20 protein-coding genes and 1 tRNA gene are annotated in these 20,437 nt (G+C 71.3%); 17 read left to right on the top strand and 4 right to left on the bottom strand.

Annotation, left to right across the window (positions count from 1 at the left end):
- Positions 1-17 precede the first annotated feature (17 nt).
- On the top strand, positions 18-3,197 hold the full coding sequence (locus AB0M93_RS22330; protein ID WP_364276083.1) for a glycosyltransferase: 3,180 nt from the start codon (positions 18-20) through the stop codon (positions 3,195-3,197).
- Here the strand turns inward: AB0M93_RS22330 and AB0M93_RS22335 are convergent, their stop codons facing one another.
- Complete coding sequence (locus tag AB0M93_RS22335) at positions 3,198-4,358, bottom strand: hypothetical protein (protein ID WP_364276084.1); 1,161 nt, start codon at positions 4,356-4,358, stop codon at positions 3,198-3,200. It lies immediately after the preceding gene.
- Between the two features lie 242 nt (positions 4,359-4,600).
- On the opposite strand from AB0M93_RS22335, the gene AB0M93_RS22340 reads away from it, so the two are divergent.
- Positions 4,601-5,206 carry a hypothetical protein gene (locus AB0M93_RS22340; RefSeq protein ID WP_364276156.1) on the top strand — a complete coding sequence of 202 codons (606 nt, stop codon included), beginning with the start codon at positions 4,601-4,603 and terminating at the stop codon, positions 5,204-5,206.
- On the opposite strand, the gene AB0M93_RS22345 is transcribed toward AB0M93_RS22340, so the two are convergent.
- Positions 5,184-5,867: an alpha/beta hydrolase gene (locus AB0M93_RS22345; RefSeq protein ID WP_364276085.1), complete on the bottom strand. Its 684-nt coding sequence runs from the start codon at positions 5,865-5,867 to the stop codon at positions 5,184-5,186. The genes AB0M93_RS22340 and AB0M93_RS22345 overlap by 23 nt on opposite strands.
- Positions 5,868-6,003: 136 nt before the next feature.
- Here AB0M93_RS22345 and AB0M93_RS22350 point away from each other — a divergent pair, with 136 nt between their 5' ends.
- The gene (locus tag AB0M93_RS22350) at positions 6,004-6,543 is read left to right on the top strand and encodes a DUF2716 domain-containing protein (RefSeq protein WP_364276086.1); all 540 of its coding nucleotides are present in this window, start codon (positions 6,004-6,006) and stop codon (positions 6,541-6,543) included.
- A gap of 33 nt (positions 6,544-6,576) precedes the next feature.
- Positions 6,577-6,978: an immunity 7 family protein gene (locus tag AB0M93_RS22355; protein ID WP_364276087.1), complete on the top strand. Its 402-nt coding sequence runs from the start codon at positions 6,577-6,579 to the stop codon at positions 6,976-6,978.
- A gap of 176 nt (positions 6,979-7,154) precedes the next feature.
- Here the strand turns inward: AB0M93_RS22355 and AB0M93_RS22360 are convergent.
- Positions 7,155-7,227: transfer RNA gene (locus AB0M93_RS22360), tRNA-Gly, on the bottom strand.
- Positions 7,228-7,415: 188 nt separating this feature from the next.
- On the opposite strand from AB0M93_RS22360, the gene AB0M93_RS22365 reads away from it, so the two are divergent.
- The 13 genes from AB0M93_RS22365 (at position 7,416) to AB0M93_RS22425 (ending at position 19,807) form a co-directional block, all read left to right on the top strand.
- Positions 7,416-8,966 carry a sigma-70 family RNA polymerase sigma factor gene (locus AB0M93_RS22365; protein WP_364276088.1) on the top strand — a complete coding sequence of 517 codons (1,551 nt, stop codon included), beginning with the start codon at positions 7,416-7,418 and terminating at the stop codon, positions 8,964-8,966.
- A gap of 103 nt (positions 8,967-9,069) precedes the next feature.
- Positions 9,070-9,510 (top strand): hypothetical protein, encoded by a 441-nt coding sequence (locus tag AB0M93_RS22370; RefSeq protein ID WP_003076880.1) that lies wholly within the window; start codon positions 9,070-9,072, stop codon positions 9,508-9,510.
- A gap of 12 nt (positions 9,511-9,522) precedes the next feature.
- Positions 9,523-10,383 (top strand): DNA-formamidopyrimidine glycosylase family protein, encoded by an 861-nt coding sequence (locus AB0M93_RS22375; protein ID WP_364276089.1) that lies wholly within the window; start codon positions 9,523-9,525, stop codon positions 10,381-10,383.
- 100 nt (positions 10,384-10,483) lie between these two features.
- Entirely contained in the window at positions 10,484-11,800 is a 1,317-nt protein-coding gene (locus AB0M93_RS22380; RefSeq protein WP_364276090.1) for a histidine kinase, read from the top strand.
- Between the two features lie 19 nt (positions 11,801-11,819).
- A complete protein-coding gene (locus AB0M93_RS22385; protein ID WP_364276091.1) occupies positions 11,820-12,665 on the top strand; it encodes a S49 family peptidase in 846 nt (281 codons plus the stop codon).
- 45 nt (positions 12,666-12,710) lie between these two features.
- On the top strand, positions 12,711-13,172 hold the full coding sequence (locus tag AB0M93_RS22390; protein ID WP_364276092.1) for a hypothetical protein: 462 nt from the start codon (positions 12,711-12,713) through the stop codon (positions 13,170-13,172).
- Between the two features lie 3 nt (positions 13,173-13,175).
- Complete coding sequence (locus AB0M93_RS22395) at positions 13,176-13,529, top strand: hypothetical protein (RefSeq protein ID WP_364276093.1); 354 nt, start codon at positions 13,176-13,178, stop codon at positions 13,527-13,529.
- Positions 13,530-13,684: 155 nt separating this feature from the next.
- Positions 13,685-15,073, top strand: a complete 1,389-nt coding sequence (locus AB0M93_RS22400) for a glycoside hydrolase family 16 protein (protein WP_364276094.1) — start codon at positions 13,685-13,687, stop codon at positions 15,071-15,073.
- Positions 15,074-15,163: 90 nt separating this feature from the next.
- The gene (locus tag AB0M93_RS22405; RefSeq protein ID WP_364276095.1) at positions 15,164-16,000 is read left to right on the top strand and encodes a LytTR family DNA-binding domain-containing protein; all 837 of its coding nucleotides are present in this window, start codon (positions 15,164-15,166) and stop codon (positions 15,998-16,000) included.
- A 13-nt stretch (positions 16,001-16,013) separates the two neighbouring features.
- Positions 16,014-16,544 carry a hypothetical protein gene (locus AB0M93_RS22410; protein WP_364276096.1) on the top strand — a complete coding sequence of 177 codons (531 nt, stop codon included), beginning with the start codon at positions 16,014-16,016 and terminating at the stop codon, positions 16,542-16,544.
- 30 nt (positions 16,545-16,574) lie between these two features.
- Positions 16,575-18,365, top strand: a complete 1,791-nt coding sequence (locus AB0M93_RS22415) for a cation acetate symporter (RefSeq protein WP_364276097.1) — start codon at positions 16,575-16,577, stop codon at positions 18,363-18,365.
- 42 nt (positions 18,366-18,407) lie between these two features.
- On the top strand, positions 18,408-18,767 hold the full coding sequence (locus AB0M93_RS22420) for a rhodanese-like domain-containing protein (RefSeq protein WP_364276098.1): 360 nt from the start codon (positions 18,408-18,410) through the stop codon (positions 18,765-18,767).
- Between the two features lie 2 nt (positions 18,768-18,769).
- On the top strand, positions 18,770-19,807 hold the full coding sequence (locus AB0M93_RS22425) for a DUF4328 domain-containing protein (RefSeq protein ID WP_364276099.1): 1,038 nt from the start codon (positions 18,770-18,772) through the stop codon (positions 19,805-19,807).
- On the opposite strand, the gene AB0M93_RS22430 is transcribed toward AB0M93_RS22425, so the two are convergent.
- Positions 19,804-20,394: a TetR/AcrR family transcriptional regulator gene (locus AB0M93_RS22430; RefSeq protein ID WP_364276100.1), complete on the bottom strand. Its 591-nt coding sequence runs from the start codon at positions 20,392-20,394 to the stop codon at positions 19,804-19,806. The two genes, AB0M93_RS22425 and AB0M93_RS22430, sit on opposite strands and share 4 nt — an antisense overlap.
- Positions 20,395-20,437: the final 43 nt, after the last annotated feature.

The raw sequence follows: 20,437 nt of genomic DNA on the forward strand, positions 1-20,437 counted from the left end.
CGGCTAATCTGCCCCGCATGGGCAAGGGGACGAGCGGTGAGCGCCTGATCGAATGGACCGGCGAGCGGTGCGTGCCGTGGACCGAAGACCTCCAGGTGATCTACGAGCACTACCACCGCTACGCGTTCGCGGCCCGCTTCGCCGAAGGCAAGCGCGTCCTGGATCTGGCCGCCGGTGAGGGCTACGGCTCCGCCCTGCTCGCGCGGTCGGCCGCCGCCGTCGTGGGGCTGGAGATCGACCCGACGACGGTCGAGCACGCCCGCAACCGCTACCCGGACGTGCGGTTCGAGGCCGGCTCGATCACCGACCCGCAGGCCCTCGACGGCGAGGTCTTCGACGTCATCACCTGCTTCGAAGCCATCGAGCACGTCGACGAGCAGGACCGGCTGATGGAGCTGGTCCGCAACCGGCTCGCGCCGGGCGGGGTCTTCCTCTGCAGCACCCCGGACATCGAGGTCTACACGCACGACCACGGCAACGAGAACCCGTACCACGTGCACGAGCTGACCGAGTCCGCGTTCCGGTCGCTGCTGTCCGCGAGCTTCGCGCACGTCGTCGTGCTGCGGCAGAACGTCGCCGTCGGCTCGCTGATCCACGACAACGGCGCCGGCTCGGGCGCCGAGGTCCTCACCGTGCAGGCCGACGACGCCGACGGCTGGGTCGTCGAAGCCGGGGCGCCGCACACGTACTTCGTCTCCGTCGCGTCGGCCGAGCCGGTCGACGTGCCCTCGACGTCGGCCATGGTCGACCCGAAGCTGACGCTCGTCGCGCGCGCCGCCGCCGAAACGGCACGGCTGCGCGACGAACTCGGCCGCACCGAGGCGGAGCGGGCGCAGGCGGCCGCGTCCGTCACCCGGCTCACCACCGAACTCGCCCAGGTCACCGCGGCCGAGCAGCGCGCGTCGACCGAGCGCGACGAGGCGCTCCGGCAGGCCGAGCGCGCCCGCGAAGACCGCCAGCGCGCGGCCGACGAGCTGAGCAAGCTCCAGCGCAAGGCGGGCTACGACCGCGAACGGCTGGACTGGCTGGCGGGCAACAACACCAGCCTCAGCGAGACCATCGGCCGGCTCGCCGCCGAGAACGAGAAGCTGCGGGCCGAGACGTCCGCGCTCGTGCAGCGGGCGATCGGGAAGTACCGCGGCGCGATCGAGCGGTACGCCCCGCGCGGTACCCGCCGCCGCGACTTCTACGAGACGGCGCTGGGCCGGCCCGCCGGCGTGCTGCCCGGCGCGCCCGACCCGGCGCCCGGCCCGGTCGCGGTGACCACCAGCGACCAGCCGATCGTCAGCGTCGTCATCCCGGTCTACGGCAACTGGCGCTTCACCCGCGGTTGCCTCGACTCGATCCAGCGGTATCTGCCCTCGACGCCGTTCGAGGTGATCGTCGTCGACGACGCCTCGCCGGACGACTCCGCCGGCCGCGTCGCCGGCTGCGCCGGGGTCCGGCTGGTCCGCGCGCCGGAGAACCTCGGTTTCGTGGGCGCCTGCAACCTCGGCGCCGAGCACGCGCGCGGCGACTTCGTCATGTTCCTCAACAACGACACCGAAGTCCGGCCCGGCTGGCTGGACGAGCTCGTCGCCGTCGTCGAGACGCGGCCCGAGGTCGGGCTGGTCGGCTCGAAGCTGGTCTACCCGGACGGCCGGCTGCAGGAGTGCGGCGGGATCATCTGGGCCGACGGCACCGGCTGGAACTACGGCAGGCTGCAGAACCCGGACGCCCCCTGGTACCAGGCGCTGCGGGACGTCGACTACTGCTCGGGCGCGGCCCTGCTCGTCCGGCGGGAGCTGTTCGAGCGCATCGGCGGCTTCGACAAGCGCTTCGCACCCGCGTACTACGAGGACACCGACCTCGCGTTCGCCGTGCGCGCGGCCGGGTACCGGACGATGGTCCAGCCCGCGTCGGTCGTCGTGCACCACGAAGGCATCACCAACGGCACCGACGTCTCCTCCGGCGTGAAGCGCCACCAGGAGCTCAACCGCGGCATCTTCGTCGACAAGTGGAGCGTCCAGCTGCGCGACCACTTCCCCGAGGCGAGCCCGCGCGCGGTGTGGGCCGGGCGGCAGCGCACGAAGGACGGCCACCGCGGCGGCACCGTGCTCGTCGCCGACCACCAGGTGCCGATGCCGGACAAGGATTCCGGCTCGGTGCGGATGTTCCGCATCCTCGAACTGCTCGTCGGCCTCGGGCAGCGCGTCGTCTTCATGCCGCTCAACAACGCGCTCCCGGAGCCGTACGCCGACGCGCTCTACCGCGCGGGCGTCACAGTGGTGACCGGGCTCGGCGAGCAGCTGGAGTTCCTGCGGGACGCCGGCGCCGACCTGAGCCTGGCCGTGCTGTCGCGGCCGCACGTCGCCTGGCAGCTGCTGGAGCAGGTCCGCGAGCACGCGCCCGACTGCGTCATCGCCTACGACACGGTCGACCTGCACTTCGTCCGGCTCAACCGCCAGGCCGACCTGGCCGCGCAGCTCGGCAACACGCGCGAGGAACTGACCCTGCGACGCCGCGCCGAAGTGCTGCGGGAGTCGGAACTGGGCCTGACCCGCGCCACCGACGTCACCTTCGTCGTGTCCGATGTGGAGCGTGCGCTGCTGCGCGAGCTCGTGCCGTCGGCGCGCGTCGAGGTGCTGTCCAACGTGCACTACGCCGACGGTTCGGTGGCGGTTCCCGAAGGCCGGTCCGGCGTGCTGTTCGTCGGCAGCTTCGACCACCTGCCCAACCGGGACGCGGCGCGCTGGCTGGCGGAGGAGATCATGCCGCTGGTGCGCCGTCGCCGTCCGGACGCGGTCGCGCAGATCGTCGGCAGCAACCCGCCGCAGGAGATGTTCGACCTCGAGCGCGACGGCGTCGTCGTCCGCGGCTGGGTGCCGAACCTCGACAGCGCTTACCGCGAAGCCCGGGTCGTCGTCGCACCGCTGCGCTTCGGGGCCGGGGTGAAGGGAAAGCTGGGCGAGAGCCTCGGTTACGGCGTCCCGGTCGTGGCCACGCCGCTGGCCGCCGAAGGCATGCACCTGACCCACGGGCGGGACGTGCTCGTCGGCGGCTCGGCACAGGAACTCGCCGACGAGATCGTCACCGTGCTCGAGGACGACAAGCTGTGGCAGCGGCTGTCCGAAGAGGGCAAGACCGTGGTGGACCGCCTCTTCGGCGCCGACGTCGCCCGGGCCACCCTGGCCGGGGTGCTCGACCGGCGCGGGTGATCAGCTTGGCGGCAGCGCTTTCTTGAACACCGCGACGGCGTTGTCGAGACTGGTCTTCAGCTCGTTCTTGTCCTTGGCGAACGGCTGCGACGCCCACAGCACGATGGCGACCTTGCCCGAGGTGTACCAGGTGCCGTCCAGCCGCTGGTCGCCGTTGCGGCCGGTGACCGTGGCCGGGTCGGCCGGGAGCGGCGCGAACCCGCCGGCCGAGGCGGCGTTGCGCAGGTAGTCGATGATCGCCTTCGCGCCTTCCTCGTTCTCGGCGGGGATGGCGTAGCCGAGGAACCCGGTGTCCCCGGCCGAGGAGGCGCGGTAGACGAACTGCGTGACGCCGTGCTGCGAGAAGACCTGGGCGGCTTCTCGCGGGTACAGCTTCAGGTCGAGCCCACGGGCCAGCGACATCGCGGCGCTCTCCGGGTGCTGCAGCCCGGGCAGCGGCGGCACCTGGTCCTCCAGCTGCGGCTGGGCCGCGGCCGCCGGCGGCTGCGTCACGACGGGCGTGAAGGTGGCCAGCGCGTTGGGCTTTTCGCCGTCGTCCCCGAGCCAGAGCGTCGCGCCGATGATCATGCCCAGCACCACTAGGACGCCGAGTGCGATGAACGGCCAGGGCCGCCCGGAGCGTCCGGACGGGTCGCCGTCGGAGGCTCCCCACCGGTGCTTGCCGGACGGCTCGTCGGGTTCGGGCAGCTGCTGCGGGGGGCGCGATTCGCCGCCCGGCGGCGTGATCGGCGGGAACCGGCTGCCCGGGCCGTGCTCGGCCGGGCCGTCGACGCGCAGGTAGCGGGTCGGCGTGATGTCGGCCGGGCTCGGCGCGGTCGTCATGTGGTCGGGGATGGCGGGCACGTGGCTGGTGGCCAGCGTCTGCGGCAGCCCGGTCCGCTGCCACGGCGGGGGCGGGACCGACGGCCGCGGCGATTCGATGCGCTGCGGCGGAAGCATGGGCTGCATCGGCGGGACGTGCTGGGCGGCGGGATGGTTCGCCGGGTTCGCGCTCCGCCAGGCTTCACCCGGACGGCGCAACGGCGAAGGCACCGGTGACGGCACCGTCGAACCGGAGGCCTGCGCGAGCAGCTCATCCCGCTGTTTGCGGTGGTCAGCGGGCTCGATCCGACCTTCGGCAAGCTCCGCGTCGAGACGGCGAAGCTCTTCCTGCCAGCTCATCCTTGGACCCCCATCCACCGTTCGGGGCATCAGTCTGGCACGCGCGGCCGACCTGCGAGGTTGCGGTTTGAGGTTGATCGGCAACGTAGCGCAAGTCCGGCGTTTGCGGGAGTCCCGTCTTCTTCCGCGCCCGCGTCACCCTTCAGGCCCCCGAAACTGTCGTACATATGTTCTAAAATTGGCGTTGTCCAGGGGAGATGCCGCCCGCGAGCGCGGGTGGCGTGATGGAGGAAGGCAGGGCCATGGCCTACATCACCCTGTCCACGTTCGTGGGCTACAGCGCGAGTTCCGGGCCGTCGCGGTCGTCGTTCGTCCGGCGGCAGCGCCGTCAGTACGAAGATCCGGCGCGGGCGGCGTTCAACTACTACCGGCGGGCGGCCAACGCGGTGCGGTCCGGGCGGGCGGCGAACCAGGACGAGGTGGCGCTGCGCGCGCTCGTCAACGCCGCCGACGAACGGACGAAACCGCACTACGCGGCGATCGCCGAGGGCTGGCTGCGGTACCTCGGCCGGAAGTCGCCGGGGCTGGTCGAAGTCGGGCGCGGCCGGTGCCGGATCGGCGAACTGGAGGTCGGCGTCAGCCCGCAGATCGGGCTGCGCAAGAGCGACGGCCGCCGGTACGCCACCTGGCTCTACTTCAAGGAGGAGCCGCTGGCGAAGGCGTCGGCGCAGCTCGCGCTGTGGGTGCTGGAGCAGGCGATGCCCGACATCCTGCCGGGCGGCGAGGCACTGGTGATCGACGTCCGCCGCGGGAAGGAGTACCAGCTGTCCACACGCGACCGCGAACGGCTGCGGCCCTGGGCCCGCAGCGAGGCGTCGGCGTTCCTCACCCTGTGGGACGCGGCTTGAGCAGCACGCCGGCCAGCAGGTCCGGCTGAGTGACGAAGGGGTGGTGCGCCACCGGCAGTTCGACGACGTCGGTGGCGCGCGCCGCCTGAGTCCGCTGGGTGCCGGGCAGCGTCGCGCGGTCTTCGCCGCAGACGACGTAGGTCGACGGGATTTCCCGCCACGCCGCCCGGGTCGCCGGCTGGCCGAACACCGCTTCGTTCTGGGCGGTGAGGCGGGCGGCGGCCGCGGCGTAGGTCGGGTCGTCGAAGTCCTGGGCGAAGAGGGGCCGCACGAACTCCTCGCGGACGCCGGCGGTGCCGTCGCCGTGGCTGAGGTGCCACGGCGGCGGCTCGCCCGTGCCGAAGTCCGCGAGCGCCTCGCCGACGTCCGGCAGGAACGACGTCACGTAGACCAGACGGTGGATCGCGGGGTGTTCACCGAGTGTGGTGATCACCATGCCGCCGTACGAGTGACCGACGAGCAGCGCTGGTTCGGCGGAGGCGTCGAGCAGGGCGCGGACGGCCTCGGCGTCGGCGTGCAGATCGCCCCGCGGCTCGCTCTCGCAGCTCGGCAGCACCGCCGCTGAACTGCGCAGACCGTGCCGGGCGAGCACCTCGGCCGTCGGCCGCCACCACCAGTCGCCGTCGCGGACGAACGCGCCGTGGACGAACAGAACCCGCATGGTGACAACTTGGCAGAACCCACCCGGAGGAGTGACACAGTTCGCGGCGGGCGGACGGGGACTGGACAAACCGGAGGCCGAACACGAAGCTTTCGCGTGTTCTTCCGTGCCTGGCCAACTTCTTGAGGTCGTAACCGTGAACGCTGCCTGGGAAGCCGTCTCCCGTGTCGTCGACGAGCCCGCCTGGTACTGGGTGTACGACAAGCTGGCGTTCTGGCCGAGCACCTACGCCCACGCGTGGCCCGGTTTCCGCGAGCCGGCGCCGTCGCGGACCTGGGACCTTTCGCCCGGGAACCTGGACCGCGCGTCCGCCGAGTTCCGCCTCGGCCCGTACGCGGTCGAGGAGCACCAGGTCGGGACGATCGCGCTGGCCGCGTTCCGCGAGGTGTGCGGCCCGGACGAGTGGATGTGGGCGCTGCACTGGCAGCACCAGTCCTACCGCGTCCGCCCGCACCTGATGTCCGGGAGCGCCCGCTGGCCGGTGCCGGTGTTCCCGCGCGCGGACTACCACCTGTTCCTGGCGGCGGATTTCTCCTACGGCACGCTGGGGCATCCGTGGGAGCGGACGCTGTGCGTGTTCGGCGAGAAGCTGGTGCCGGCGTTCGAGCGGCTGGGCGAAGGGGTGCTGGCGAACGTGCTGCGCCGGGACGGCAAGCCATCGGAGCTGGCCCGCTGAGCGGCTGGTTGATCTCTTGCTACCGTTCTGCGGGTGTTCGAATATCACGGCTGGGTGACCATCCAGGCGACCGCGAGCGGCGACGACGACGCGGCGCTCCTGGAGCGCCTGGTCGACCGCGTGCACCGCGCGATCCGCGACGCGGGCGACTTCGACCTGCTGGACCTCCGCTGGAGCGCGGGAATGCCCATGCTCCACTTCGCCGGCTTCGACAAACACGGCGCCCACATGGCCCCGGATCTCCTGACCCTATTCACCCGAGCAGGTGAACTGGCCCCAGGCTCCTACGGCCTGCTGTACACGTGGGACGACCAGGACACGGAGAACGACAACAACTTCCGCGTCTACCGAATGGCCCGAGGCCAGGTAACAGAGCGCGAAGACCCCCACCTGACCCCAGTAGCCCCAACAATCCTCGACACCTACGAGCTCTAAGAGCCCGAGGCAAGGCCGGGGCACCCCCACCCAACGCGACCGCCGTGACCGAAGCCGGGGCACCCTCCCAAAGTCTGGAGAAGGCACCGTGGGGGGTCCGGGGGGCTCGGCCCCCCGGGTGAAATGGCGAGAGGGCTGTATCGGCGCTTTTTGCCGATACAGCCCTCTTACCCGCGAGCGGATGACGGGATTCGAACCCGCGACCCTCACCTTGGCAAGGTGATGCGCTACCAGCTGCGCTACATCCGCGTTGTCTTGCTGATGGGGAGAACTCTATACCCTCGCTTCAGGGCCCCGGTGACCGGGGTCCCCCGTGCCCTGACCGGTGCTTCGGTGTCACAGCTGGCGTACAAGGGGTGACGACGGCTGTTTCCCTCCGTATGGTGTCTCCATTCGACCGAATGGGGAGACCTTCGGGGAGGAGGTGCCGGGCCGGGATGACCGAGCTGGGCACGGTGCCGCCACAAGCGGCCTCGGAATCCGACGAACAGGCACTGCTGCAACGGCTTCGCGACGGTGAGGACGCCGCGTTCGGGGAGCTGTTCGAGCTGCACGCCGCCGCGGTCCGCCGGCTCGCGCAGAGCCTGGCCGCCGACCGCTCCGAGGCCGAGGACATCACCGCGGAGACGTTCTTCCGGGTGTTGCAGGCGCTCCGGCGTGGTGCCGGTCCCCGGGACTACGTCCGCGCCTATCTGCTGACCGTGGCCCGCCGGGTGTCGTGGGAGTGGCACGGGGCCCGCCGGGACGTCCCGGTGTCGGACGACGAGCTGACCTTCCGGGCGGGGGCGGGTGCCGACACGCACGCCCGGACCGCCGAGCACACGTTGATCACGACCGCGTTCACCAGCCTGCCCGAGCGGTGGCGGACGGTGTTGTGGCAGACCGAGGTCGAGGGTGAGCAGCCCGCCATGGTCGCGCCGCACTTCGGGTTGAGCGCGAACGCGACCGCGGCGTTGGCGCGCCGGGCGCGTCAGGGGCTGCGTGCGGCGTACCTGCAGGCACACCTTTCGGTGAACCGCGGCCCGGATTCGTGCCGGGCGGTCGTGGAAAAGCTCGGCGGGTTCACCGCGGGCAGCGTCACCGGCGCCGAGGCCGAGCGGATCAAGGCGCACCTGCACGGCTGCCCGTCGTGCCGCGCCACCCAGGACGAGCTGCGTGACGTCTGCTCGTCGCTGCGCGCGCACGCCGGCGTGCTGGTGCTGCTGGTGCCGGCCGCCGCGTCGGCGGGCGGCGGCGGGGTGCTGGCCGGGCTCGGCGCGACCGTCAAGGGCGTGCTGGTCGGGTCGAAGGTCAAGATCGGGCTCGCGCTGGCGTCGACCGCCGCCGTCGGCGCTGTGGGCGTCGCGGCCGGGCCGGTGCTGTTCGGGTCCGCGGCGGTGCAGGACGTCGGGCTGACCGGCGGTGCGCCCGAGCTCGTGGTGGTGCCGCCGTCGGAGACGCACCAGGAGCCGCCGCCGCAGGGGCAGCCGGCGCCGCGGATCGGCATCGGCGTGCTCAACGGCCGCGGTACCGGGGTCGCCGTCCCGGCCCGGGCGCGGACCGGTGAGCGGCACGTGGCCGCGAACGAGGTGCCGGACCTGCCGGTCGCCGGGGACGTCCCGGTCGGGAACGTGGGCGGCCCCGTCGGGCAGCCGATCCCGCGCGAAGACCTGACGTCGTCGACCTTCGCCGCGTCCGACCACCCGGCGACGTCGCCGCGGCTGGACACGTCGAAGCCCGACCTGACGATGACGACCGAGTCCACCGACGCGACGAAGCCGAAGGACGCCGAAGCGCCGGAGCTGTCGCCGACCAGCCGTCCCGGCGATCCGACCGTCGCCGAGAAGCCGGCGCCCAAGGACGACGAAACCACGGCCACGGACCCGTCGACGACGGTGACGCCGACCTCGGGGAAGCCGTGCCCGAGCAGCGCCGCCTCCGATGTCACCACGTCGGGTGAACCGGCGGATCCGGCGCCGTCCGCTTCGCCGGGTCCCGATCAGCAGTGACCACTTCCGGCGGGCGGGATGTCCGGTTCCGCCCTCGCGCGGGTGCGGCCGGGCACGGTACCGTTGAGGCGCTCACCCTGCGGGCGCCCCGGGAGGCAACTGAATGAACCGGCTGGTACGCGGCGAAGACGGCCGCGACTGGGTGGTCCGTGCCCAGATGGAATGGCGCGCACCGGCGACGGCCGACGACTTCGAGCACGACGTCGCGGGCAGCTACGGGCCCGGGATCGCGATGATCGTGGTGACCGCGCTGCTGGCCGTGATCCTCGTCGTGTGGACGCCCGACCAGGTGAACGTCCCGGCGTGGGTGCTGCTCGCGCTGCTGCTCGTGGTGCTGTTCTTCCCGCTGCGGTGGATCCTGCGCCGTCCGTGGACGGTGGTCGCGGAGACCGAGGGCGACGTGACCGGCGACCGGCCGTCCGAGCGCTGGGTCGGCACCATCCGCGGCATGTTCACCGTGCAGGGCGAGGTCAAGAAGATCTCCAAGACCATCCAGCGGCACTCGCTGCCGGATTTCGACGGGCCGCTTCACCCGGTCGAGTAGGACACTGAGGCCATGCCCGAGCTACCCGAAGTCGAAGCACTGGCCGACTACCTGCGCGAAAACGCCGTGGGTCAGACGATCTTCCGCATCGATGTCGCATCGCTGAGCGTGCTGAAGACGGCGACCCCGCCGTGGACCGAGCTGCACGGCCGCGAGATCACCGGCGCGACCCGGTACGGCAAGCACCTCGACGTCGTGGCCGGCGACCTGCACCTGGTCGTCCACCTGGCCCGCGCGGGCTGGCTGCGCTGGTCCGACGGCCTGGCCGCGGCGCCGCTGAAGCCGGGGAAGGGCCCGATCTCGCTGCGCGTGCACCTCGAGTCGGCCACCGGGCCCGGCTTCGACCTCACCGAAGCGGGCACGAAGAAGGGCCTGGCGGTGTGGATCGTCCGGGACCCGCAGGAGATCGCGAGCGTCGCGCGGCTGGGGCCGGACGCGCTGGCGGTCGACGCCGCCCGGCTGCGGGAGCTGTTCGCCGGCAAGAACACCCGGCTGAAGTGGGCGCTCACCGACCAGTCGCTCATCGCCGGGATCGGCAACGCCTACTCCGACGAGATCATGCACCGCGCGAAGCTCTCGCCGTACGCCACGGTCGGCAAGCTCGACGACGGCGCGCTGGAGACCCTCGCCGAGGCGATCCACGAGATCGAGAGCGACGCCGTCGAGCGCTCGGTGGGGCAGAAGGCGGCTCGGCTGAAAGGGGAGAAGCGGTCGGGCCTGCGGGTCCACGCGCGGACGGGCCTGCCGTGCCCGGTCTGCGGCGACACGATCCGCGAAATTTCTTTCGCCGACAAATCGTTCCAGTACTGCCCGACCTGCCAGACCGGCGGCAAGCCGCTGGCCGACCGGCGGATGTCGCGCCTGCTGAAATAGGGCCTGACCGACGCTCGGTAGGGTCGTGCCCACCCTCAGTCGTCACAGTTGGACAGAAAGTGGGATTCAGGCCTTGCACCCGGTTGGTCGAGCGCAGAGCATGGACGCCGTGTCCGGGTTTCCGCTTGCGCAGATCATTCCGTGGACCCTCGTGGTGCTCCTCGTCGTCGCGGTGGTCGTGCTGGTCGTGAAGCTGCGCAAACCGGCCAGCGTGGTCGAGGACGCCATGCTGCAGGCGGTGCACCGGATGTCGAAGGCGGCGCCGAACCTGCGGTCCGGCCTGGACGAGGACGCCGCCGACAAGATCACCACGCAGCTGCTGCAGATGCTGGACTGCGTCGCCGTCGGCATCACCGACAGCGAGGGCACGCTGCTGTCCTGGGACGGCGAGGCGAACGAGCACTACGTCGACCTCGTCGAGGCGATCGGGGCGGCGATCCGCAAGCACCGCCGCGAGGTCGTGGCGCACGACCGGATGCCGTGCAACCACCGCGGCACCTGCCGGATGAAGACCGCGGTCATCGTGCCGCTGCTGGTGGAGGGCGAGACGGAGGCGGCGCTGATCGTCGTCGGCCGCACCCGCGGCCGGCTGGTGCAGATGGCCGACGCCGTCGCCCAGTTCGTCTGCACCCAGTTCGAGCTGGCCCGGCTCGACGAGTCGAAGCACCAGCTCCAGCAGGCCGAGATCAAGGCGCTGCGCGCGCAGATCTCGCCGCACTTCGTCTACAACGCGCTCAACACGATCTCCGCGCTGATCCGCACGGACCCCGAAGAGGCCCGAGAGCTGCTTCAGGACTTCGCCGACTTCACACGCTACTCGTTCCGGACGTCGGGCATGTTCACCTCGCTCGCCGAGGAGCTGCGCAACATCGACCGCTACCTGACGATCGAGAACGCCCGCTTCGGCGGCCGGCTCGAGGTGCGGATGAAGATCGCGCCCGAGGTGCTCAGCGTCGTCGTGCCGTTCCTGATCATCCAGCCGCTGGTGGAGAACGCGGTCAAGCACGGGCTGGCCAGCAAGCCCAGCGGTGGCTGCGTCACGGTGATCGCGCAGGACTACGGCACGGAAGCGCTGATCAGCGTCGAGGACGACGGCATCGGCATGGACCCGCGGCGGCTCAACGAGCTCAAGAGCGCCCACCGCACCGGCGCCCACGTCGGGCTGGGCAACATCAACCAGCGCATGCAGCAGGTGTTCGGCAGTGACTACGCGGTGATGGTGGAGACCGCGCCCGGCGCCGGCATGAAGGTGACGCTGCGGGTGCCGAAGTTCGTCCCGGGCGTCCGGCCGAACATGCCGGACTACAGCTCCGACGCCGAGGCCGACGTGCCGGCCCAGGGCGGCCCCGCCCAGCTGAACGGCGCCGAGGTCAACGGCGTCAACGGCACGCGCTCCGGCATCCTCCCGATGGGCTGACTCCGGCTAGCCTGGCCATATGAGCGTTACGGACAAACTGGCTTCGCGGATCCCGGTCCTCGCCGACCGCGTCGAGCGCAAGGACGTCGTGGCCGTGGTGAAGCTGCACGGCGTGATCACGCCGTCGCCGTCCCCGCTGGCCAGGGGCGCGATCAACCTGGCCGCCGTGGAGACGGCGCTGACCAGGGCGTTCGGCCACGACCGGCTGAAGGCGGTCGCGCTGCTGATCAACTCGCCGGGCGGCGCGCCGACGCAGTCGGGCCTGGTCGCCGAGCGCATCCGGCAGCTGGCCGACGAGAAGGGCGTCCCGGTGCTGGCGTTCTGCGAGGACGTCGCCGCCTCGGGCGGCTACTGGCTGGCGTGCGCGGCCGACGAGATCTACGCCCACCGGACATCGATGGTCGGCTCGATCGGCGTGATCAGCGGCGGCTTCGGCTTCACGGGCCTGCTGGAGCGGTTCGGCATCGAGCGCCGCCTGCACACGGCGGGCGCGAACAAGGCGCGCCTGGACCCGTTCTCCCCGGAGAAGCCCGAAGACGTCGAGTGGCTGAAGAAGATGCACGCCCAGCTCCACGACCTGTTCGTGAACTGGGTCAAGGACCGCCGCGGCGACCGGCTGACCTCCTCGGAGGACCTCTTCACGGGCGACGTCTGGCTCGGCGCGAAGGCGGCGGAGCTGGGCCTGATCGACGGCCTGGGCAGCCTCCGCCAGATCATCACCGAGCGCTACCCGGACGCGGAGATTTCGGTGGCCGAGCCGAAGAAGCCGCTGCTCGCCCGCCTCGGCCTCGGCGCACCGGCGGCCGCTGCGGCAGTGCTGGACGCGGTGACGCAGAAGGCCGCGTGGTCCCGCTTCGGTCTCTGAGAAGGGCAACTTGCGCAGACTTCTGAAAAAGTTCAGAATAGTTGCATGGCCACCACCGAGGTGCAGTGGAGCGAGCTGCAGCGCGACCCGAAGAGCGTCGCTGCCCTCGCCGACGAAGGCGACGTCCGGGTCCGTCGTCGTGATGGGGCTGCCCTCCTGCTGACCAGGGAAGACCGGGCTCATTCGGCTTCGGAAGGCTCGGTGGCCGCCGCGCGTGCGCTGCGCAACGTGCTGGCCCACCTGCCGCCGGACGTAGCGGCGACAGCGCTCGTCGACGAATTTCCCTGGGTGGATGTCCTGCCGGAGGGTGAGCGGGCGCAGTTCGTCCATGACTTCGCGCGTGCTTTCCAGGCTTCGGCGGAGCTGGGGCAGTGGTCGGTTCTTGCCCGGACGATCACGGAATGGCGCAGTACTGCCGCCATTCATGCCGATCCGACGCTCGCCGCCAAGCTCACCGGTCCGATCGAGGACGACTTCGGTCCTGTGCCGGGCCCTGCGGACGTCTGAACGATGCCGGCCAAACGAGGCGACCGCGTCGCGCCGCCCGCACGGCCCGGTGGCTGGGAAGCGCGTTTCGCGACCTCCGAAGCGGCGAAGGGGTGGGAAGCTCTCTGTCAGGCGGCAAGGTCGAACACCTGGGAAGCGTGGATCGTCCTCACCGAGCGGCCCACGGCTCCGGAGAATCCTGCGCGGCAGCACAAGCTGAAGGGCGCCTTTGCGGCACGCGAAATCGGCGGCCGGGTGCTGGAGCAGTGGCAGTACGAGGTCACTGCGGGCGGTCGGGTCTGGTACTGCCCGGATCCGGCCAGGCGAGTCGTTTGGGTGGTCTTGGCAGGCACGGGACATCCGAAGGGTACCGAGTAGCCGATGTCCGATTAGAGTACTTCCAGGCAGATTTTGTGACCGGGATCACTCTTCTCGTGTAACGCCTCTGGAATCGCGCTGTGACGTCAGGTCTCCTTGTCGACGGGCTTTGTTGTGAACGGCAACAAATCCGGTCGACAAGGAGGTCGTCCCCGATGCCCCACTCCCGCAGACTCGCCCTCGGTGCCGTGCTCGGCGCCGCGCTCATCGCCGTCCCCCTGACCATGCCCGCCGCGGCGTCCATCCCGCCGCCCGAGTCGGGGTGGACCACCGTGTTCGCCGACGACTTCACCGGCGGCTCCGGTTCGCTCCCCTCGAGCGCGAACTGGATCGTCGACACCGGCCACAGCTACCCCGGCGGCCCGGCCAACTGGGGGACCGGCGAGATCCAGAACTACACGGCGAGCACCGGCAACCTTTCGCAGGACGGCAGCGGCAACCTCCGCATCACGCCGTTGCGGGACAGTGCCGGCAACTGGACGTCGGCGCGGATCGAAACCCAGCGCGCCGACTTCAAGCCGCCGGCGGGCGGGGTCATGCGGATCGAAAGCCGGATCCAGATGCCGGACGTCACCGGCGCCGCCGCGCTCGGCTACTGGCCCGCGTTCTGGGCGCTCGGCGGCCCGTACCGCGGCAACTTCTGGAACTGGCCCGCCATCGGCGAGTTCGACATCATGGAGAACGTCAACGGGATCAACTCGGTCTGGGGCGTCCTGCACTGCGGCGTCAACCCGGGCGGCCCGTGCAACGAGACCACCGGGCTGCCGAACAACCGCGCGTGCCCCGGCAGCAGCTGCCAGTCGGCCTTCCACACCTACCGCTTCGAATGGGACACGAGCACCAGCCCGCAGGTCTTCCGCTGGTTCGTCGACGGCCAGCAGTTCCACTCGGTGAGCCAGAACCAGGTCGACGCGACGACCTGGGCCAACATGACCACTCACCAGGGCTACTTCGTGCTGCTGAACGTCGCCATCGGCGGCGCGTTCCCCAACAACAACTCCGGCACCACCACGCCGGGCCCGGGAATCGTCCCCGGCCACCCGATGGTCGTCGACTACGTCACGGTGTCCACCCGCGGCGGTGGTGGCGGCACGACGACCCCGCCGACCACGACCACGCCGCCGTCCGGTGGCGGCAGCGCCTACAGCACCATCCAGGCCGAGTCGTTCGGCCAGCAGTCCGGCGTGATCACCGAGGCCACCACGGACACCGGCGGCGGGCAGGACATCGGCGCGGTGGCCAACGGCGACTGGGCGCTCTACCCGAACGTCGACTTCGGCAGCTCCGCGGCCACGAACTTCCAGGCCCGCGTCGCGTCCGGGGCGGCGGCCGGCGTCAGCGGGCTCGTCGAGGTGCGGCTCGACAGCCGGTCCAACGCGCCCATCGGCAGCTTCGCCGTCGGCAACACCGGTGGCTGGCAGAGTTGGCGGACCGTCCCGGCGAACATCGGCGCGGTGACCGGCGTGCACAACGTCTACCTGACGTTCACCAGCGGCCAGCCCGCCGACTTCGTGAACCTCAACTGGTTCACGTTCGTGCACTGATTGCGGGGGGGCCCGCGGACGGCGGCCGTCCGCGGGGTCTCCGCACTTAAGGCGGACGGGGGCTGGACATTGCACTCGGCAATGGGCAGGATGCGTTTCACTGTGAGTGCTCACGATGACACCCGGAAGCTCGTGGTCCTGGCCGTGGACGACGAGCCGAACGGTCTTGACGAACTCGTCCACTGCCTGCGCAACAGCCCGCACGTGGCGAAGGTGTTCCCGGCGATCGACGCCTCCGAGGCGCTGCGGTTGCTGTCCACCGACGACCCGCGGCTGCGCGAGCGCAAGGACCGCGGCCTGCCGATCGTCGACGCCGTCTTCGCCGACATCGACATGCCGGGCCTGTCCGGGATGGAGATGTCCCGGGTCTTCGCCGCGCTGCGGCCCTCGCCCGCGCTGGTGTTCGTCACCGGCCACGCCGAAGAGGCGGTCAACGCCTTCGACCTCGGCGCGCTCGACTACGTCCTCAAGCCGTACCAGCAGGACCGGCTCGACCGCGCGATCTCGCGCGTGATCGACAAGCTGGCCGCGGCGGCCGCGCCCCCGCCGGGCGCCATGGGCGGCGAGCCGGGCGTGAAGAACGACGACGAGGTCATCCCCGTCGAGCTGGCCGGCACCACCAAGCTCATCCCGCGCTCCTCGGTCCGCTGGGTCGAGGCGCAGGGCGACTACGCGCGGCTGTTCACCACCGAAGGCAGCCACCTGGTCCGGATCCCGCTGGCCCAGCTCGAGGAACGCTGGGAGAAGGCCGGGTTCGTCCGGATCCACCGGTCGTTCCTGGTCGCGTTGCCGCTGATCACCGAGCTGCGGATGGGCCAGGGCGGCTACCAGGTCGTGATCGGCAACGAGGAGAAGGTGCTGCCGGTGAGCCGGCGGCACACCCGGGCGCTGAAGGACCGGCTGGTCGGTTCGGGCCGGAACGGCTGAGCCGGGCGCGGCCATGAGCGAAGACTTCTACGAGCGCCGCGCGAACGGCGTCCGCGAACCGGACCCGACGCTCGGCAGGCGCGCCCGGCAGCGGCCGCTGCCGCAGCCGACCGACCGCGCCGTCGTGGAGTCACTGCCGCCGGCGCCGGAGAACGAGCCGCCGCCGAAGCCGGAGCACCACGCGAAACCCAAGCGGGAACGGGTGATCCTCGCCGACCCGCGACGCGGCGCCGGCACCCTGCGCGCCCGCGTCGAGCTGGAGGAACAGACCAGCTGGGGGAAGCTGCTCGTCCGCGACCACCTGGTGAAGGTGCAGCTGCGGACGGCGCTGCTGCTCGCGCTGCTCGTCGTCGTCGTGTTCGGGTCGCTGCCGGTGTTGTTCTACGCGGTGCCCGGGTTCTCGCGCGCGAGCCTGCTGGGCATCCCGGTGGCCTGGCTGATCCTGGGCGTGCTGCCGTTCCCGTTCCTGTTCGGCATCGGGATCTGGTACAACCGGCTGGCCGAACGCAACGAACGCGCGTTCGTGGACATGATCGAGAACTAGTTTCGCACTGACCCGTGCGAGGATTCCTCCGTGCAGCTGAACCCGTGGGCCTTGACCGGCATCGTGCTGGTGGCCGTGGTGACGCCCTACCTCGGTCACCGCTCCTCGCGGTCGGCCACGAGCACGCACGACTTCCTCGTCGCGCGGCGCACCGTGCGGTCGCGCCGCAACGCCGCCGCGATTTCCGGTGAGTACCTGTCCGCGGCATCGTTCCTCGGCATCGCCGGCATCGTGCTCAAGAACGGCGCCGACGCGTTGTGGTTCCCGATCGGCTTCACCGCGGGCTACCTGGCCCTGATGCTGTTCGTGGCGGCGCCGCTGCGCCGGTCCGGCGCGTACACGCTGCCCGACTTCGTCGAGATGCGGCTGGGCTCGAAGGGCCTGCGCCGGTTCTCCACGGCGTTCGTCGTGTTCATCGGGATCCTGTACATGGCCCCGCAGCTGCAGGGCGCCGGGCTGACCCTGGCGACGGTCCTGCCCGTGCCGGCCTGGGCGGGCGCGATCGCGGTGATGATCGTGGTCGCGTTCAACGTGATCTCCGGCGGGATGCGCGCGATCACCGTCATCCAGGCGTTCCAGTACTGGGTCAAGCTGTTCGCGATCTCGGTGCCCGCGTTCGTGCTGTGCATGGTCTTCTTCGCCGGCGGCGGCCCGGACGGCTTCCGCCCGCTCGGGGCCGCCGCACCACCGGTGTTCACCAGCGACACCACGGTCGACGTGCAGACCGACGTCACCCTGCACGTCACCACCGACACGTTCCTCTACGCCTACGGCCGCACCGACAACGGCCCGGCCGCCGGCCCGACGCACTGGACGCCGCTCGCCCCGCACACGGTGTCCGAAGGCACCAAGCTGAAGTTCCTGGCCGGCACGCCGGTCCCGGTGGTCAGCGACTCGGTCGCGGACAACTCGAGCTGGCTGCACCCGGGCTCGGGCAGCCTCACCGACCTGCTCCAGACGTACTCGCTGATGTTCGCGACGTTCCTCGGCACGATGGGCCTGCCGCACGTGCTGGTCCGCTTCTACACCAACCCCGACGGCAAGGCCGCGCGCCGCACGACCGTGCACGTCCTGCTGCTGCTGGGCCTGTTCTACCTGTTCCCGACGCTGCTGGGTGCGCTGTCCCGGATGTACGTCCCGGAGCTGCTGGTCACCGGCAAGACCGACGCGGCGATCCTGCAACTGCCCTCGGCGATGCTGCCGGGCGTCGGCGGCCAGCTCCTCGGCGCGGTCACGGCCGCCGGCGCGTTCGCCGCGTTCCTATCCAGCACGTCCGGGCTGCTGGTGAGCGTGGCCGGGGTGGTCTCGACCGACCTGCTGCCCGGCCGGGTGCGCGACTTCCGGGTGGCGACCGCGCTGGTCGCCCTGCTGCCGATCGCGCTGGCGGTGGCGCTGCGGCCGGACGACATCTCGCTCTCGATCGGGCTGACGTTCGCGCTCGCCGCGTCGACGTTCAGCCCCCTGCTGCTGCTGGGCATCTGGTGGCGCAAGCTGTCCTGGCCGGGCGCGCTGGCCGGGATGTTCGTCGGCGGCGGCCTGGTGCTGGGCGCGCTGGTGGTCAACGTCGTGAGCGGCTACACCGGCGGCTGGGCGCCCTGGTTCGTCAACCAGCCCGCGCTGATCACCGTCCCGGCGGCCTTCATCACGACGTACCTGGTCAGCCGCGTGACCGGCTACGGCCGCCCGGAGCACGTCCACGACATCATGCTGCGGCTGCACGCACCCGATCCGCTCGGCTTCATGCGGGACAGGGCCGTCGCGCGCTTCGGCCAGGCCGAAGAGAAAACCCGGCTGCCCGGGCGGGGCCGGCACCGGAAGTAAGTGCGCCGACCTCACGCGCGGGCAACGCGTCCGCATGGCAGCATGGAGATCGTGGTGAGCCCTGCTGAACTGCCGACCGCCGAGGTCCGCGACCTGCCCAAGGACGGCCTCGTGCTGCTCGACGTCCGCGAAGACGACGAGTGGGCGGCCGGGCACGCGCCCGGCGCCGTGCACATCCCGATGGGCGAGCTGCCCGCGCGCGTCGGCGAACTGGGCGATCTGCCCGAGGACCAGCCGATCCACGTGATCTGCCGCAGCGGCGGCCGGTCCGCCCGGGCGGCTGCGTGGCTCAACCAGAGCGGCTGGGACGCGGTGAACGTCGCCGGCGGGATGGGCGCGTGGCAGCGCGAAGGCCGGCCGATGGTCGGCGAACACCCCGGCATCGAACCCGAAGTGATCTAGCGTTGCACCCGGGGCAGCCTCCGCAGGGCCGGCCGTACCCGCCCGGGTACTGGCCGCGCCAGGTGCCGCCGCCGTCCGCCCAGCAGCTGCAGGGCCGGACGCTGGCCGCCCAGCCGGAGCCGTACCCCTACCACCGCCGTCCGGTGCACCGGCCGAAGCTGCGCTGGGTGGCGACCCCGCCGCCCGGTGCGTGGCCGCGGCGCCGCGTCGTGCCGCCCGAGCCGTACCTCGGCCCGCCGTCGTACCCGGTCCCGCCGCGCTGGGGGTTCCCGAACCTGGTCTGGCGGCGCCCGACCTCGGTGCCCGGCACGGCGTCCGACGAGATCCGCCCGATCGACCGCGTACCGGCGCTCAGCCGCAGCCTGGTCGTCGTCCTGTTCGCCTTCGCCGTGCTCGCCGCGGTCGCGGCCGGCGCGGAGGTCTGGCGGTACGTGCTGCTCGCCGAGGGCCGCGACACCGCGCTGTCCCGTTCGGTGGTGGCCTTCTCCGACGGGTTCGTGCTCACCGCGGGGCTGCTGGCCTCGATCCTCGCGCTGCTGCCCGCCGGGCTTTCCATCTGGTGGCTGCTGGTCGCCCGCCAGGCGGCGGCGGACGTGTCGGGCGACGACCCGCCGCGCCCGGTGTGGCAGGTGCTGGTCGGCGTCCTGGTGCCGGTGGCGAACCTGCCGATGGCGCTTTCGATCGTCGCCGAGCTCGAGCACGCGGTGCTGGGCCGCCCGCGTGACGCCCGGCCGAAGCCGTCGCGCCAGGTGCTCTGGTGGTGGGGCGCCTGGCTGCTGAATTGGTTCCTGCTCGGCGCGTCGATCGTCTGGCGCTTCCGCGACGACGTGCAGTCGATGGCCGACAGCGTCATCCTGGTCGCGCTGACCGACCTTTCCGCCGCCGCGCTCGCGGTGCTGACGGCCCTGGTGGTCCGGCGGTTCACGGCGCTGCTGGCGCCTTCGGACGCCCGGGACGTGCGCGAGATGCGCGTGCTGAAGGTCCAGGGCGCGCCCGAACCGGAGCTGCGGACTTCGCGGCCCGCCGGCGCCGCGCGCTAGTAGCCGCCGAAGGCCGGTTCCAGCTGGTCGAAGGCCCGTTCCGCGATCGGCCAGAGCTGGTCGACCACGCCCTTCTCGGTCTCCAGCGTCCGGTCGAAGACCTCCTCGAACAGCACCCGCAGGACCGTGGCGATGTGGGCGGCGGCGAGCACCGGCGCGACGTCCTCCTGAGGGTGGCGGCGGACCAGCAGGTCAGTCAACGACGCCTCGCGCTCGCGGTGCATTTCGTGCAGCGCGTTCGTCAGGACCGGGCTTTCCTTGATCATCCGCACGAAGCCGGGGCCGGAGAAGCCGACCAGCGCGTGTTCGGCGCCCAGCGCTTCGAAGTAGAGCTCGCGCGTGTCGTGGAAGACGCTGTCGCGGATCAGGGCGGCGGGCCAGGCCGCGAAGTCGGCGCGGATGTCGAAGACCAGGTCCTCCTTGCGGGGGAAGTGGTTCGTGACCGTCATCTTGGCGACCCGCGCCTCGGCGGCGATGTCCGCGATCGTCACGTCCTCGAAGCCGTTCCGGATGAACAGCCGGGTGGCCACGTCCGAGATGGTCTTCCTGGTCTCGTGCTTCTTCCGGTCGCGGAGGCCCTCGCTCATGGCGTCACTCTACTGGGTCGAACCCAAGATTGTGCTTGACCCA

Source organism: Amycolatopsis sp. NPDC051102, from assembly GCF_040682815.1.
Classification (GTDB): Bacteria; Actinomycetota; Actinomycetes; order Mycobacteriales; family Pseudonocardiaceae; genus Amycolatopsis.

Excerpts from the sequence above, each read along its gene's own strand:
- AB0M93_RS22330 (WP_364276083.1), top strand. The coding sequence starts at position 18 with ATGGGCAAGGGGACGAGCGGTGAGCGCCTGATCGAATGGACCGGCGAG.
- AB0M93_RS22335 (WP_364276084.1), bottom strand. The coding sequence starts at position 4,358 with ATGAGCTGGCAGGAAGAGCTTCGCCGTCTCGACGCGGAGCTTGCCGAA.
- AB0M93_RS22340 (WP_364276156.1), top strand. The coding sequence starts at position 4,601 with ATGGCCTACATCACCCTGTCCACGTTCGTGGGCTACAGCGCGAGTTCC.
- AB0M93_RS22345 (WP_364276085.1), bottom strand. The coding sequence starts at position 5,867 with ATGCGGGTTCTGTTCGTCCACGGCGCGTTCGTCCGCGACGGCGACTGG.
- AB0M93_RS22365 (WP_364276088.1), top strand. The coding sequence starts at position 7,416 with ATGACCGAGCTGGGCACGGTGCCGCCACAAGCGGCCTCGGAATCCGAC.
- AB0M93_RS22370 (WP_003076880.1), top strand. The coding sequence starts at position 9,070 with ATGAACCGGCTGGTACGCGGCGAAGACGGCCGCGACTGGGTGGTCCGT.
- AB0M93_RS22375 (WP_364276089.1), top strand. The coding sequence starts at position 9,523 with ATGCCCGAGCTACCCGAAGTCGAAGCACTGGCCGACTACCTGCGCGAA.
- AB0M93_RS22380 (WP_364276090.1), top strand. The coding sequence starts at position 10,484 with ATGGACGCCGTGTCCGGGTTTCCGCTTGCGCAGATCATTCCGTGGACC.
- AB0M93_RS22385 (WP_364276091.1), top strand. The coding sequence starts at position 11,820 with ATGAGCGTTACGGACAAACTGGCTTCGCGGATCCCGGTCCTCGCCGAC.
- AB0M93_RS22390 (WP_364276092.1), top strand. The coding sequence starts at position 12,711 with ATGGCCACCACCGAGGTGCAGTGGAGCGAGCTGCAGCGCGACCCGAAG.
- AB0M93_RS22395 (WP_364276093.1), top strand. The coding sequence starts at position 13,176 with ATGCCGGCCAAACGAGGCGACCGCGTCGCGCCGCCCGCACGGCCCGGT.
- AB0M93_RS22400 (WP_364276094.1), top strand. The coding sequence starts at position 13,685 with ATGCCCCACTCCCGCAGACTCGCCCTCGGTGCCGTGCTCGGCGCCGCG.
- AB0M93_RS22405 (WP_364276095.1), top strand. The coding sequence starts at position 15,164 with ATGCGTTTCACTGTGAGTGCTCACGATGACACCCGGAAGCTCGTGGTC.
- AB0M93_RS22410 (WP_364276096.1), top strand. The coding sequence starts at position 16,014 with ATGAGCGAAGACTTCTACGAGCGCCGCGCGAACGGCGTCCGCGAACCG.
- AB0M93_RS22420 (WP_364276098.1), top strand. The coding sequence starts at position 18,408 with ATGGAGATCGTGGTGAGCCCTGCTGAACTGCCGACCGCCGAGGTCCGC.
- AB0M93_RS22430 (WP_364276100.1), bottom strand. The coding sequence starts at position 20,394 with ATGAGCGAGGGCCTCCGCGACCGGAAGAAGCACGAGACCAGGAAGACC.